This is a genomic window from Streptomyces sp. GMY02, from assembly GCF_019056675.1.
Classification (GTDB): Bacteria; Actinomycetota; Actinomycetes; order Streptomycetales; family Streptomycetaceae; genus Streptomyces; species Streptomyces odonnellii.
The window spans coordinates 7,861,983-7,875,024 of sequence record NZ_CP077658.1 but is presented as its reverse complement, the minus strand read 5'-3'; the positions used below and the strand labels follow the sequence as shown (position 1 = coordinate 7,875,024).

Here is a 13,042-nt window from a genome sequence, read left to right as displayed (position 1 = left end):
TAAATGATCTACGGCATGCTGGCTGACCTGACTGCTTCTATGTCATCCGGTAAGGGCGAGGTTGTGGAGGCGGGCTATGCCGTGGATGGCGTGGTGCACGCCGTCGCCTTTGAGGCGGCAGTCGCGGAGGATCTTCCAGGTCTTCATGCGGGCGAAGGCGTGCTCGACGCGGGCTCGGACTTTGCGGTGGGAGGTGTTGTGTTCGTCTTTCCAGGCCGGGAGTTCGCTCTGGCCGGGTTTTCGGCGGTGCGGGATGATCAGGCCGGTTCCCTGGTAGCCGCCGTCGGCGATTACCGTGGTGCGGCCGACCGCGGCCCTGGCGCCGGATTCCTCCCAGGCTGTGCAGTCGTTGCGGTTGCCGGGCAGGGGCCGGCCGACGGCCACGACAAGCCGGGTGCCGGCGTCGATGACGACCTGGTGGCTGGTGGAATAGCGGTAGTTCTTCGACTGCGCGGCGACGCTGTGGTCGCGGGTGGGCACCAGGGTGCCGTCCACGATCAGCACGGTGTCCTTGCGGAACCGCTTGCGGGGCTCCAGCGCGAGTGAAGGCCCGAGGTGGTCGATGATGCGGGCGGCGGCCGACTTCGAGACGCCGAACAGCGGGGCGAGCTGCCTCAGGGTCAGGTTCGTCCGCCAGTAGGCCGCCACCAGCAGGACTCGGTTCTCCAAAGGCAGCGACCACGGACGGCCCTTGCCGACCGGGTCGGCACCCTCGCGCCGCAGGGCGGTGACGAGCTTGCCGAACTGCCGCGGGCTCAACCCGCTGAACGGGGCTATCCACGAGGGCTCCGACGCCGTGATCAGACCAGCCACACCAAGATCATCTCACCTGCGGACGATCACTTACGGGACAACGCTTAGGCTCAACATCTGCCACATCCCCGGCGCCATCCTGAATGAGGAGGCGTTGAGGAGGGAGAGTTGGCGCACATCGACCAGCCCCTTATCAGGCAAATCACCTGCGGGGAAGACGGTTGGCATCCCGTGCGGCGTAGCCCGGCCGATCATCTTGGAGTTGGCACTTTGCAACTCCACCAAGACGCCACGCGGCCCTCTGCGTTCAGCCCACCTGTCGCACCGCGACCGCGACCGGCTCTGCGCAGTCGGCGAGACAGAAGCCGGCTGCGGACCTCGCGTCCTCGCCGCCGGAGCCCCGCCGTTCGGATCCTCAGCTCGGAAAAGGCGCACCGGTGCTGCAGAAGCAGGATCCGAGCAAGGGAGTCACGCGCTGGCCGGACCTACTGCGGATGATCCACCTTCTTGGGCGCCCCGCGCGGAACGCCCGCAGGGCCCGCCGCCAGGGGCCGCACCGAAATCAGGAGAGTCGGCGTAGGTGGTCCCGCACAGAGGATGGCGCCCGCACCCCACTTCCTTGCTTGCAACTCCCAATAGCTTCACTGTATAACTAAGGTGAGTGAGTAACCTAAGTGCATGCGTGACGCTTTGGGGTTGCGTGCAGATTGAGGGCGAACCTCGCTTCGGCCGCGCGGCTCCGAGGAATGGGGTGCCCACGCGGCAGAGCGGCAGTTCTTCGTGCCGGACGGGGGGCCGCCCGCCAGGCCGGTCAGCGCCTCCGCCCTGAGCCTCCGCGTATCGGTCTACCGGATCACCTCCGTCGTGCCACGCACCCAGCGCCTCGCCCCCTGGCGGGCTCATCAGACGCAGGAGGGTCGTTTCTCGTGGAACCGAAAGGACAAAGAACTTGATCACCGAACCGGACAACGGCCTGCCACAGGTTCCCGCCGCCCGGACATGCCCCTTCTCTCCCCCTCGGGAATACGCGCTTCTGCGGGAAGCCGGGCCCGTCACCCAGGTGGCACTTCCGGGAGACAAGCATGCCTGGGCGGTCACCACTCTCGCCGCGGTGCGCGAACTCCTGACTCGTCCGGACATCAGTTCCAACCCTCAGCACCCCAACTTCCCAGAGCCCTTCCCCGATGTAGAGGCAGAGGAAGCTCCCGATGACGCCGAAAATGCAGCAGCTGCGGAAGAGGAGCCGGACGAAGAGGGCGGCGGTGAGCCCTTGCCGCAGCTGATCGAGATGGATCCGCCCCTGCACACCGTGTACCGGCGGATGCTGATACCCGAACTGACCGTGAAACGCGTCAAAGAGCTCCGGCCGGGCATCCAGCAACTCGTTGACGGTCTGATCGACGACATGCTCGCCAAGGGCCCCACCGCCGATCTCGTCAGTGCCTACTCGTTGGCCATTCCCTCTGCCGTCATCTGCCAGCTGCTCGGCATTTCCAACGACAGCCACCACTTCTTCCAGACGCGCACTGAGACCGTGGTGTCCAGGGCCGCTACGAGTGCGGAAAAGCTCACCGCGTACATGGAGCTGTACAGCTTCCTCGACGTGACCGTGACCGCGAAAGAGACCGAGCCGACCGATGACATTCTGGGTCGCCTTGTCACCAAGTACTTCAGAACCGGTGAGCTCTCCCATGAAATGCTCGTCAGCACGGCCGTACTGCTGCTCCTCGCGGGGCACGAAACCACGGCCAACACCATCTCGCTCGGCGTGCTGGCCTTCCTGCAGTACCCGGAGCAGCTCCAGGCACTCCGGGAAGACCCTGCCGCCGCGGTGAACTCCCCCGACGAGATGGTGCGGTTCCAATCGCTCGGCGACGTCGACATCTCCCGAACAGCAACGGCTGACTTCGACTTCCAGGGCACACAGATCAAGAACGGCGACGGGCTGCTGCCGATCATCTCGGTAGCCAACCGCGACCCCGAGGCCTTCGATCACCCCGATGAACTCGACATCCGCCGCGAAGACACCCGTCACCATGTCGGTTTCGGCTACGGCCCCCACCAGTGCCTCGGCCAGAACCTTGCCCGGGTCGAGCTGGAGATCGCCTACCGCACCCTCTTCGAGCGCATCCCCGGCCTGCGCCTGGCGGTGCCGCTCGATGAGATCCGTTTCAAGAACGACTCCCAGATCTTCGGCGTCCACAGCATGCCCGTCACCTGGTGAGTGATGAGCACTCCCCCTCCAACCGTGCTCGCACCCCAGAAGTGGAAAGCTCCCATGAAGATCAACATTGATCGCGACAAGTGCTGCGGGGCCGGCCAGTGCGTCCTGGCCGCTCCGAATCTGTTCGACCAGGACGACGACGGGATCGTCCTTCTGCTCAACGAGTCCCCGGGCGAAGCGGAAGCCCCCGCCGCCCACGAGGCGGCCATCCTCTGTCCGGCAGCGGCCATCGTTCTTGAGGACTAGGCCATGGCGATATCCCAGCAGGAACACATCGTCATTGTCGGGGCATCCGCCGCCGGCCTGAGCACTTTGGAAGGCCTGCGCCGCGAGGGTTTCGACGGCCGCGTCACCATGGTGGGTGAGGAAAACCGGGCACCGTACGACCGACCGCCGCTGAGCAAGCAGTTCATGGCCGGAGACTGGGACACCGACCGTGTCCAGCTACGCAATGCCGATGCCATCTCAGCACTCGACGCCCAATGGCTGCTCGGAACACGTGCCGAAGCGCTCGACGCCACCAACCGCGTCATCACTCTCTCGACAGGGAAGCCCCTGGGCTACGACCAACTGGTCATCGCCACCGGCGTGACCCCTAGAACGCTCCCCGGCGCGATCAGCGGGGTTCACACACTCAAATCACTCGACGACGCCATCACACTGCGCGAGGAACTCGCGGCCGCCCCGGATGTGGTTGTCATAGGCGCCGGACCGCTGGGCTCGGAGTTCGCCGCGACCGCGCGCGGCAGAACAGACCGAGTGACGCTGATCGACCCCTCTCCCACACCTCTGTACAGGCAGCTTGGGCTCGTCGTCGGCGAGCACATAGCCGATTTGCACCGGAACCACGGTGTCAGCCTGCGTATGGGGGTCGGCGCTGCGGGACTGCTCCATGAGAACGGTAGGGTCACCGGCGTACAGCTAACCGACGGCAGTAGCGTCGATGCCCAACTCGTCCTGGTGGCCATCGGATCCGTGCCCAACACAGCGTGGCTGACCGGTGCGGGCCTGACCCTGGACAACGGGCTGGTGTGCGACATGACCTGCGCCGCCGCACCGGGGATATACGCCGCCGGAGACGTCGCGCGCTGGTACAACCCCACCGCCGGAGAGCTGGTGCGCATCGAGCACCGGATGAACGCCAACGAGCAGGGAATGGTGGTGGCCCGCAACCTCCTGGGACAAGGACGGCCTTACGACCCCACCCCCTACTTCTGGACCGATCACTACGACACAACCATCCAGGTACGCGGCACCTGCGGGCCGGACTTCTCTTGCGTTGTCGCCCAAGGAGGCCTCGACAGCGGTCGGTTCGTCGCCCTGTACGGAACGGACAGCGATGTCACCGCCGTCCTCAGCTGTAACAGCGTGAAGCAGGCCCGCGGTTACCAGCATCTGGTCAGCAGACCGCACACCTGGGCTGATGCCATCGAGAACCTGGAGCCGAAATGAGCAAAACCGACATATTCCTCAAAGTTCGTGTACAGGTGCTTTCGGATCACATCGAGGAGTTCAAGAAACTCATCACGCGCGTCTCCGAGCAGCCCCCGATCGAAAACGGTCCGGCGAGTGTGGCGTACTACTACGACGATCAGACGCAACAGGCTGTCTTCCTGGAGAGCCACGTCAGCTCCGCAGCGCTCCTGGCGAATATAGGAGCTGACGACGGCGGCGACCGCGCACTCCTCGGCAGCATGTACGAACTCATCGACATCGACATTTACGGGACGGTCAACGACCAGGTCCGCAGCGCACTGGGAGCTGCCGCCACCTACTATCGACCGTTCTGACAGCGCAGTTGATGCACCACGCGCATCTACGGCGCCGCTGATCCAGAGGGACCGGGCCGAGAACCCGCCCTGCGGCAAACATCAATCCAGAGAGGGGCTGTCGAAGCTAGCTCCGACAGCCCCTCTCACCTGCCCTTTCGTACGGGACTGGATCGGCCACGCATCCAGGTAGGCCCTTGCCGCCCTCTCACGCCGGGCGCTTCCGTCGCATCACTCCGGCGGCAAGGGCGGGGACGGAGGCCGCGAGCCGGCAGCGGGCATCGACGGCGGGTGGACCTCCCGCTGTCGATGCATGAGGGAGCAGCAGGCGAGCCGATCCGCTGACTCGACGAGCGCATCCGCTTCCAGGCCGGCTCCCCGCAGGCATGCCAGCGCACTGATGCGCGCAGGCCCGCCCAGGCCAGGCATTCCTCGCCGCCGGACCGGGGCCATCGTCGCGGTGCACGGACAGTCACCGGAGCCGTACCGCTGCTGGGCCGGAACGCCCCTCGACACCACACCGCGCAGCTTTCTCCTCGACACCGCGCAGCTTTCTCGAGCGCCACGGATAGGCCGCACGGCCGACCCTCGGCAGCGACGGAGCCACAACTTGAAACAAAAAGGTTAGTGCATTACCTTCTACATGTACTTACCTAACTCCTGGAGGTGAGGGCCCATGCTCTCCAGCCCCCCGCCGGTCTCAGCCGACACCGACACACAATCTGCGCACCGCAGCGTGCTGTTCCTCATGGTGCCGTTGATGCTCGTGCTGTTCATCTCGAACCTGGATCAGACGATCGTGGCCACAGCCCTGCCAACCATCGGCCGGGATCTCCAGTCGACCACGGGAGCGTGGGTTGCCACGGCGTATCTCCTGACGAGCGCCATCACGACACTCATATTCGGCAAGCTGGGCGACATGTACGGCCGCAAGAAGATCTTTCAAATATCGATCGTGATCTTCCTGGCCGGCTCGGTACTGTGCGGAGCCGCACAGAGCATGACCATGCTGATCATCTTCCGTGCACTTCAGGGAATTGGTGGCGGTGGTCTGAATTCTCTCATCCTGGCGATCATCGGCGACGTCGTTCCGCCGCGTCAGCGCTCGAAGTATCAGAGTTATCTGGGAATCGTGTCGACACTGGCCCTGATCGCCGGCCCGTTCCTGGGCGGGCTCTTCGCAGACACCCTGTCCTGGCGATGGATCTTCTACATCAACATACCGATCGGCGTTGTCGCCCTGATCATCGTCGCGGCGCGCCTTCGTCTGCCTCGCCGCGCCAGTGAGGCACGCGTTGACATTTCCGGCGGTCTCCTCGCCGCTGCGTTCACCACCTCGGTGCTGCTCTTCGCCACCTGGGGCGGGAACCGTTACGCCTGGACTTCCCCCTGGATCATCACCCTGGGCGTAGTCAGCGTCGTATCTCTGGTCACGTATCTGCTCGTCGAGCGAAGAGTGGCTGCCCCCATCACACCGCTAAGGCTATTCCGCAGCAGTGTCTTCAATATCTCCGCGGCCCAGTTCCTGATCTCGACGATGGTGCTTTTCGTAGCCATGCTCTACGTTCCCCTGTTCCTGCAAATAGTCCAAGGGAAATCTGCTTTCGCTGCGGGACTTTACGTCATCCCACTGCTGGTCGGCCTGGTTGCCGCCACTGCTGTTGTGGGCCCCTTGATCACCAAAACCGGCCACTACAAGGTCTACCCGGTGATCGGGGCCGTCCTCACAGGTGTGTCGATGTGGGTAATCTCCCTGTCTGACCAGCACACCAGCACCCTCGCCCTCATAACCCCACTCGTCGGTGCCGGCGCGGGGTTGGGACTGTTCGTGCAGGTCGCTCTCCTTGCGGGCCAGAACGCGGCGCACTACAAGGATCTAGGCGTGGCCACTGGCGCTCTCAATTTCTTCAAGAGCATCGGTGGAGCGTTCGGAGCAGCTCTGTTCGGAACGGTTTTGACGGCGCGTCTCGGCTCCGGAACACCCGGCCTCCACACGTCGGTTCATGCTTTTGACACAGTCTTCCTGCTCACCGTTCCCTTCATGGTTCTGTCCCTGATCCTGGCCGTGGTGATGGAGGAGAAGCCCTTGTCGGAGGAGATGGCCGAGATCGTGGAAGGCAAAGCCGAAGCCCCTGAATACTGATCACCGTCCTCCAACCCCAAGGGAAACAGCGGTCAGAAGAAAGATGACACTGGAACAGTGGCCCGGCCCGTCGGCAGTCGAATACGTGCTGTTCGAGCGGGTCAGGACATCAGCCGACTGGAGGGAAATGAAACATCACTCATCCAGCCACCGCCTTCTCCCCTCCCTGCCCTTGTAGTTCACTCCGATCACGGACTCCTACTGCACGGACCGAAACCCCTCCCACCTCTATCTGATGTGTCTGTGAAGTGTGAACATGGCTACCGATCATGACATCCCATCACCATGTCCGTCACTCAGGGATCGTAAGAAGGCTGCTACACGCGCAGCCATTCTTGACCATGCCGAACGGCTCTTCGAGGAGCGCGGGTATGACCAGGTAACCGGCGCTGAGATCGCCGACGCGGCGAACATCTCCGTGAAAACACTGTTTGTCTACTTCCGATCCAAGGAAGACCTCGCCTTCGCCGACACGTGGTTGATCGACGCGGTGGTCGACACGTTGAGCCGGCGCCCCTCCGGTACGAGCCATGCCCAGGCCGTCGGCGAGGTCCTGAACCAAGCTCTCCGCACTCTTAACCCCGATTCAGGCGGCCTCGATGCCTTCCACCGAGGCTTCGGGGAGTCGGAAGCACTGCGTTCAAGGTTGTTGCGAATGTGGGCCGACTACGAAGATGCCATTGCAACGGTCCTTGCCCGGGAGGCGAGTCTTCCGGCGCCTGATCCCGCGATACGCCTGGCGGCGACTCAACTCATCGGCATCATAAGATCATGTACTTCGGATGAGGTCCGTGAGTACGTTTCCGGGTTCCCCGGTGAGGAGACCGACGCCCTGCGGGGCTGGATCCGGCAAGCAGTCGAGCAGGTCGACAACGGGCTTACCCGATTCCTCGACAGGACTTCGCAGTCACCGGGAATATAGCGCATCGTCCATAACTCCGCTGATGTCATCGACGATGCGCTACGTCCAACTCGCGAATCTTGCCGCGCCCATTATTTACCGGGCGGCCGGCGGGTGGGCAGTCAGTTGCTGACCTTCTCGTCGGCGCGTCGGCGCAGCCGCTTCGCCACGAAGCCGACGATCACGATGAGTAGAACTGCGAGAACGCTGTACTGGATGGTGTCCATGTATGGCTCGACCCGTTGCCAGTTGGCGCCAAGCGCATAGCCCGCTCCCACGAAAGTGCTGTTCCATATCAGACTTCCGGCTGCTGTGAGCGCGACGTACAGAGGGATAGGCATGCGTTCAACGCCTGCCGGCAGGGAGATGATGGTCCGGAAGAGCGGCAGCATCCGCCCGAAGAAAACTGCTTTTCTGCCGTGCTTGCTGAACCATGCTTCGGTCTTGTCGAAGTCGGCGGCTTTCATAAGTGGCAGTTTGTGCATGAGCGCTCTGAGTCGATCGCGGCCGAGATACATGCCGACGAGATACGAGAGTAGTCCTCCCACTACGGAGCCCAGCGTTGTCCAGAGTATTGCACTGACGAGGGAGAAGGATCCGCGGCTGGCGCTGAAGCCGGCCATCGGAAGCATGACTTCGCCGGGGAACCCGACGATGAAACTATCCAGTGCGACGAACAGTGCGGCTCCGGGTGCGCCGATCTTGTCCATGAGATCCAGTGCGAATCCGGCGATGCCGCCGATCGGTTCGGCCTGGGCCAATGTGCTGATCATGATTCTAAAGCTATTGCGGACCGGGGTGCCGACGAATCCGCCTGCGGGATCGGACAGCGCTGTTTCTTCTGCGGGGGCGTGTACTCCCGCGGGAGTAGGCCGCGTTCACCCTTTGGTCCGACCTCGCGACCATTCCTTTTAGGTATCGTCCTACGAAATGAGGAGATCTACCGGGATGAAAAGGGGCACGGACATTGCGGCAGGGGCACTCTTCGTGCTCCTGCTGTGGTTTACCCCTGAGTGGGAACACGGCGTCCGGTTCGGGCCGCTGGAGTGCGTGCTCGCCGTGAGCGGCGTGGCGGCCATCGCTTTGTGTCACCGGTGGCCGTACGCGGCGGTGGCTGTGATGACGCTTGCCCTGGTGTCCGGCTACACCCTGCACACCGGGATCACGCCGTACCAGGTGAGTCTCGGGTTCGCCCTGTACTCCGCAGCGAAGAAAGGGCCGCGCCGTGAGGCGTGGCTGACGGTGGTGGGTGCCGGTGCGGTCATCGGTGTGATGGCCGCGCCCTGGAACAGTAGTGATCTGCTGTCCACGCTGTTGTGGCTCGTAGTCACGGTCACCGCGGGCGACCGCACGCGCAATCGGCGCGCTTACCTGTGGGCCGTCGAGGAGCGGGCCCGGCGGGCGGAGTTGGCCCAGGAGAACGAGGCCAGGAGGCGGGTGGCGGAGGAGCGTCTGCAGATCGCCCGCGATGTCCACGACACAGTCGGGCATCGCATCGCGATCATGAATATTCAAAGTTCTGTGGCGGCTGAGCTCATTACGAGTGACCCGGTGAGCGCCAGAGTGGCGCTCGACCATGTGCGTGCCGCGGGTGCGACGGTTCTCGACGAGTTGAGCAGTCTGCTCGACGTCCTGCGCGGTCCGGGCCTTGGGGATCGCGCGGCCGGGATCGGCTCGCTGCCGGAGCTGACGGCGAGTCTGTCGGCGGTGGGTTTCACGGTGGAGACGTTCACCGAGGGGCATCCTCGGCCGCTGGATCCGCGGATGAGTGAGGCGGCCTACCGGATTATCCAGGAAGCGCTGACCAACGCGGTGAAGTACGGTTCCGGGCGGACTGCGAGCCTTTTTCTGACCTACCGCGATGAGGAGTCGTTCGGCATCGAGGTGCGCAACAGGGCTGGGGCGGCGCGGGTTTCCAGGGGTGGGAGGGGAATCGCCGGAATGCGGGAGCGGGCGACGGAGGTCGGCGGCACCCTCACGGTCCGCCAGTTCCACGGCCGGTTCCTGCTGAGCGCGGCTCTCCCCTACACGTCACGGCCGGCGGACGCCGGTGTGTCCCTGGTAGTACCAGGCGACTAACTGTGCGCGGTCGCGCGCCCCGAGTTTGACCATGATCCGGCTCACATGGGTCTTGACCGTGAGCGGTGAGAGGTCCAGCCGTGCGGCGATCTCGTGGTTTGACAGTCCTTGTGCCACCAAGTCGACGACCTCTGCTTCCCGTGCTGTGAGGGAATAGGTGCCCACACGCGGCCCCTCGGCCATGCTGCGGACCCGTTCCAGCACATGCAGGGTCGCCTTGCTCGACAGCAGCGACTCTCCTGCGGCCACGCTGCGGATCGCCTCTACGAGTCGTGCGGGGTCGCATCCCTTGCCGAGGAAGCCGCTCGCTCCCGCGCGAATCGCTCCCACCACGTGGTCCGACAGCTCGAACGTGGTGAGCATGATCACCCGTGCATCATCGGACTCGGCGCAGATGCGCTGCGTCGCTTCGATGCCGTCCATGTCGGGCATCCGGATGTCCATCAGAACAATGTCAGGTCGTTCCCGCCGTACTGCGGCCAGCGCTTCGGTGCCCGTGCGCGCCTCGCCCACCACTTCGATGTCCGGTGCTGCGCCGAGTACCACTCGAAAGCCCGTCCGGACCAGTTCGTGGTCGTCGACAAGAAGCACCTTGATCATGTGCTCAGGCCTCGGCCGGTTGCTGGTGGAGGCCGGCGAGCATCAGGCGTTTCGCGGTGTCGCGCTGTTGTCTCGTCCCTGTCTCCGTCATACGCATGAAGGTCGCGATGTCGTCGGCACTGACGTCGGTGCTCAGCAGCCCCGCCGCTCTTGCCCTGCCCAGTACGGGTTCCACGAGCTGTGTCCCTATGCGGTGTCCGCGCTGCGCGGCGTGCGGGGTAGTGCGGCACAGGCTCTCGAACAGGAGCAGGTCGCTGTCATCAAGCACGCAACCGTGGAGGAAGACCATCGTGAAGGCCTCCCAGGGGTCCTCGATCGATTCTGCGCGGCGGCCTACCTCCCCTGATCCCTCGGCGAGTTGGTCCATCAGTGCGTCGATGAGGTCGTCCTTGGTCGGGAAGTGCCGGTAGAACGTGGTTGCCCCGACGCCTGCGTCGCGGGCGATCGTTTCGACGCTGATGTCGGGGCCCTTGCTGGTGAAGGCCAGGCGCGCGGTCTCCAGGAGGCGGGCGCGATTGCGGATCTGGTCCTTGCGCGGCCCACGGCGCCGTTCCGGCGGTGTTGGTTCGTGGGCCTGGGTCCTCAGTGCTGCGCTCACTGTCGCGTCCGTTCCTCACCACCGAAACAAAATGGGTGTGCCACCACCACTTAGGTGATAGTGTTCCGAAACGATAGTGGCACTACCGAATATACCGCCTCCTGTCGCCGTGCGCGGGAAGCGCCAGCTCTATTGGAGATTCACGTGCGTGCGTTCGTCGCTTCCCCTGCGCCGGAAACCCTCGCCTGCCTGGCCGAGGTACCCGAGCCGGAACCCACTTCTGACCAGGCGCTCGTCTCGGTCGAAGCCTTCTCGCTCAATCGCCCCGACTATCTGTATCTCGCGATACCCGGCTCCACGTTCCGGCCCGGGATCGACGCGGTTGGCAGGATCCTGCACCCTGCCGCCGACGGCAGCGGCCCCGCGGCCGGCTCGCGTGTGCTCCTCCACTCCCCCGAGGGTGGCGCCGCCGCCGAGCGCATCGCTGTCTCCACCGGTCAGATCGCCAGCGTCCCGGACAGCCTCGACTCCGCGACAGCGGCGGCCCTCCCCTTGGGAGGGCTGGTGGCGCGACGTCTTCTCGACCGGCTGGGAGACCTGGCGGGCCGCCGACTGGTTGCCACCGGGGTCGGGGGAGGAGTCGGACAGTTCCTCGTCCAGTCGGCCGGGGGAGCCGAGATCACAGCGGTCGCGGCGCAGGACGAACCGTGGGAGCACCTGCCTCAGCTGGGCGCCAAAGTCGCCCACCGCGCCTCCGACCTCACTGACGCGTCCTTCGACGCGGCCCTGGAATCGGTAGGAGGCGAACTCGGCTCCGCCATCGCGTCGAAGCTCCGTACCGGGGGGACCTTTCTCTGGTTCGGCCAGGCTGGCGGAGAACCCATCACCCTGGACTTCTTCGGGCTGTTCTCCGGCGGCCAGTCGCTGACGCTCCACCATTTCGTCTACTCGCAAGGAATGACGGGCGGCGACCGCGAGGACCTGGAGGCGCTCGTGGTCCTCGCCGCGAGCGGCCATCTGCGAGCCGAGATCGGGCATCGTGGCAGTTGGGAGGAGACCCCCTCCGTTCTGCAACGCCTGGGTGCCGGCCGCATGGCCGGGAAGGCGGTCCTCAGCGTCACCGGCTGATCCGCGCTTCGGTCGGACAGGTGGCCGGCGGGCGGTCAGTCGAAGCGCAGAGCGCTCAGCTGGCGGACGACGTCCGTATCCGCGTGGTCGAAGAACTGCGACGAACCGACCTCCAGGCCGGCGATCCGCTTCATGTCGTCGTCAGTGAGCGAGAAGTCGAACACGTCGAGGTTCTCGGCCATGCGGTCGCGGCGGACCGTTTTGGGGATGACAACCACGCCGCGCTGGATCATCCAGCGGAGTACGACCTGCGCGACGGATCTCCCATGCGCCTCGGCGAGCGCAGTGAGGGTGGGATTGCCGAAGAGGTTGTTCTTCCCCTGCGCGAACGGCGCCCACGACTCCATCTGCACGCCCTCGGCACACATGAGTTCGTGGTAGTCGCAGTTCTGACGGAACGGATGAGTCTCGACCTGGTTCACTGCCGGAGTGATCTCGTTGTTGACGACGAGGTCGATCAGTCGGTCTGCGGGGAAGTTGGAGACGCCGATCGCGCGGATCCTTCCCTCTTTGTGAAGGTCCTGCATGGCGCGCCATTCACTGTAGTAGTCGCCAAAGGGCTGATGAATGAGGTAGAGGTCAAGGTAGTTCAGACCGAGCCGCTCCGTAGACGCTTCAAATGCACGTTTGGTGTTCTCCTCACCTGCGTTCTGCACATACAGCTTCGTGGTGATGAACAATTCGCCACGGGAGAGGCCGCTGTTCCTTATGGCACGGCCGACGGCTTCTTCGTTGCGGTAGCCGGAGGCGGTGTCGATCGACCGGTAGCCGGCCTCGAGGGCGTCGGAGACTGCCCGCTCGGTCTGCTCGGCGTCGAGCTGGAAGACACCGAAACCGAGTACCGGCATTTCGATGCCGTTGTTCAGAGTGGTTGTCTGCATGAGACGCACATCCTTTTGTCACTGGA

Annotated in this window: 13 protein-coding genes; 8 read left to right on the top strand and 5 right to left on the bottom strand. The window is 64.3% G+C overall.

Features of this window, described 5'->3' with window-relative positions; all coding sequences use genetic code 11:
- Nucleotides 1-42: 42 nt before the first annotated feature.
- On the bottom strand, nucleotides 43-813 hold the full coding sequence (locus KQY30_RS33525) for a transposase (protein ID WP_217310279.1): 771 nt from the start codon (nucleotides 811-813) through the stop codon (nucleotides 43-45).
- Nucleotides 814-1,702: 889 nt separating this feature from the next.
- Here KQY30_RS33525 and KQY30_RS33520 point away from each other — a divergent pair.
- From KQY30_RS33520 to KQY30_RS33495, 6 genes are all read left to right on the top strand, one after another.
- Nucleotides 1,703-2,977 (top strand): cytochrome P450, encoded by a 1,275-nt coding sequence (locus KQY30_RS33520; RefSeq protein ID WP_217310278.1) that lies wholly within the window; start codon nucleotides 1,703-1,705, stop codon nucleotides 2,975-2,977.
- Between the two features lie 54 nt (nucleotides 2,978-3,031).
- Entirely contained in the window at nucleotides 3,032-3,223 is a 192-nt protein-coding gene (locus tag KQY30_RS33515; protein ID WP_217310277.1) for a ferredoxin, read from the top strand.
- 3 nt (nucleotides 3,224-3,226) lie between these two features.
- Nucleotides 3,227-4,429, top strand: coding sequence for an NAD(P)/FAD-dependent oxidoreductase (locus KQY30_RS33510; protein ID WP_217310276.1), 1,203 nt, complete (start codon nucleotides 3,227-3,229; stop codon nucleotides 4,427-4,429).
- On the top strand, nucleotides 4,426-4,767 hold the full coding sequence (locus KQY30_RS33505; RefSeq protein ID WP_217310275.1) for a hypothetical protein: 342 nt from the start codon (nucleotides 4,426-4,428) through the stop codon (nucleotides 4,765-4,767). The genes KQY30_RS33510 and KQY30_RS33505 overlap by 4 nt, the downstream gene beginning before the upstream one ends.
- A 655-nt stretch (nucleotides 4,768-5,422) precedes the next feature.
- A complete protein-coding gene (locus KQY30_RS33500) occupies nucleotides 5,423-6,889 on the top strand; it encodes an MDR family MFS transporter (RefSeq protein ID WP_217310274.1) in 1,467 nt (488 codons plus the stop codon).
- A 256-nt stretch (nucleotides 6,890-7,145) separates the two neighbouring features.
- Nucleotides 7,146-7,811, top strand: a complete 666-nt coding sequence (locus KQY30_RS33495; RefSeq protein ID WP_217310273.1) for a TetR/AcrR family transcriptional regulator — start codon at nucleotides 7,146-7,148, stop codon at nucleotides 7,809-7,811.
- A 101-nt stretch (nucleotides 7,812-7,912) separates the two neighbouring features.
- On the opposite strand, the gene KQY30_RS33490 is transcribed toward KQY30_RS33495, so the two are convergent.
- Complete coding sequence (locus KQY30_RS33490) at nucleotides 7,913-8,563, bottom strand: DedA family protein (RefSeq protein ID WP_217310272.1); 651 nt, start codon at nucleotides 8,561-8,563, stop codon at nucleotides 7,913-7,915.
- Nucleotides 8,564-8,738: 175 nt separating this feature from the next.
- Here KQY30_RS33490 and KQY30_RS33485 point away from each other — a divergent pair, with 175 nt between their 5' ends.
- Nucleotides 8,739-9,869 carry a sensor histidine kinase gene (locus KQY30_RS33485; RefSeq protein WP_217310271.1) on the top strand — a complete coding sequence of 377 codons (1,131 nt, stop codon included), beginning with the start codon at nucleotides 8,739-8,741 and terminating at the stop codon, nucleotides 9,867-9,869.
- Here the strand turns inward: KQY30_RS33485 and KQY30_RS33480 are convergent.
- Nucleotides 9,822-10,469 carry a response regulator transcription factor gene (locus KQY30_RS33480; protein ID WP_217310270.1) on the bottom strand — a complete coding sequence of 216 codons (648 nt, stop codon included), beginning with the start codon at nucleotides 10,467-10,469 and terminating at the stop codon, nucleotides 9,822-9,824. The genes KQY30_RS33485 and KQY30_RS33480 overlap by 48 nt on opposite strands.
- A 4-nt stretch (nucleotides 10,470-10,473) precedes the next feature.
- Nucleotides 10,474-11,067: a TetR/AcrR family transcriptional regulator gene (locus KQY30_RS33475; protein WP_217310269.1), complete on the bottom strand. Its 594-nt coding sequence runs from the start codon at nucleotides 11,065-11,067 to the stop codon at nucleotides 10,474-10,476.
- 144 nt (nucleotides 11,068-11,211) lie between these two features.
- Here KQY30_RS33475 and KQY30_RS33470 point away from each other — a divergent pair, with 144 nt between their 5' ends.
- Nucleotides 11,212-12,135: a zinc-binding dehydrogenase gene (locus KQY30_RS33470; RefSeq protein ID WP_217310268.1), complete on the top strand. Its 924-nt coding sequence runs from the start codon at nucleotides 11,212-11,214 to the stop codon at nucleotides 12,133-12,135.
- Between the two features lie 35 nt (nucleotides 12,136-12,170).
- On the opposite strand, the gene KQY30_RS33465 is transcribed toward KQY30_RS33470, so the two are convergent.
- On the bottom strand, nucleotides 12,171-13,016 hold the full coding sequence (locus tag KQY30_RS33465) for an aldo/keto reductase (RefSeq protein ID WP_217310267.1): 846 nt from the start codon (nucleotides 13,014-13,016) through the stop codon (nucleotides 12,171-12,173).
- Nucleotides 13,017-13,042: the final 26 nt, after the last annotated feature.

What these genes read in the sequence shown, in the direction of transcription:
- KQY30_RS33515 (WP_217310277.1), top strand. Translation starts at nt 3,032, where the DNA reads ATGAAGATCAACATTGATCGCGACAAGTGCTGCGGGGCCGGCCAGTGC.
- KQY30_RS33510 (WP_217310276.1), top strand. Translation starts at nt 3,227, where the DNA reads ATGGCGATATCCCAGCAGGAACACATCGTCATTGTCGGGGCATCCGCC.
- KQY30_RS33505 (WP_217310275.1), top strand. Translation starts at nt 4,426, where the DNA reads ATGAGCAAAACCGACATATTCCTCAAAGTTCGTGTACAGGTGCTTTCG.
- KQY30_RS33500 (WP_217310274.1), top strand. Translation starts at nt 5,423, where the DNA reads ATGCTCTCCAGCCCCCCGCCGGTCTCAGCCGACACCGACACACAATCT.
- KQY30_RS33495 (WP_217310273.1), top strand. Translation starts at nt 7,146, where the DNA reads ATGGCTACCGATCATGACATCCCATCACCATGTCCGTCACTCAGGGAT.
- KQY30_RS33490 (WP_217310272.1), bottom strand. Translation starts at nt 8,563, where the DNA reads ATGATCAGCACATTGGCCCAGGCCGAACCGATCGGCGGCATCGCCGGA.
- KQY30_RS33485 (WP_217310271.1), top strand. Translation starts at nt 8,739, where the DNA reads ATGAAAAGGGGCACGGACATTGCGGCAGGGGCACTCTTCGTGCTCCTG.
- KQY30_RS33480 (WP_217310270.1), bottom strand. Translation starts at nt 10,469, where the DNA reads ATGATCAAGGTGCTTCTTGTCGACGACCACGAACTGGTCCGGACGGGC.
- KQY30_RS33465 (WP_217310267.1), bottom strand. Translation starts at nt 13,016, where the DNA reads ATGCAGACAACCACTCTGAACAACGGCATCGAAATGCCGGTACTCGGT.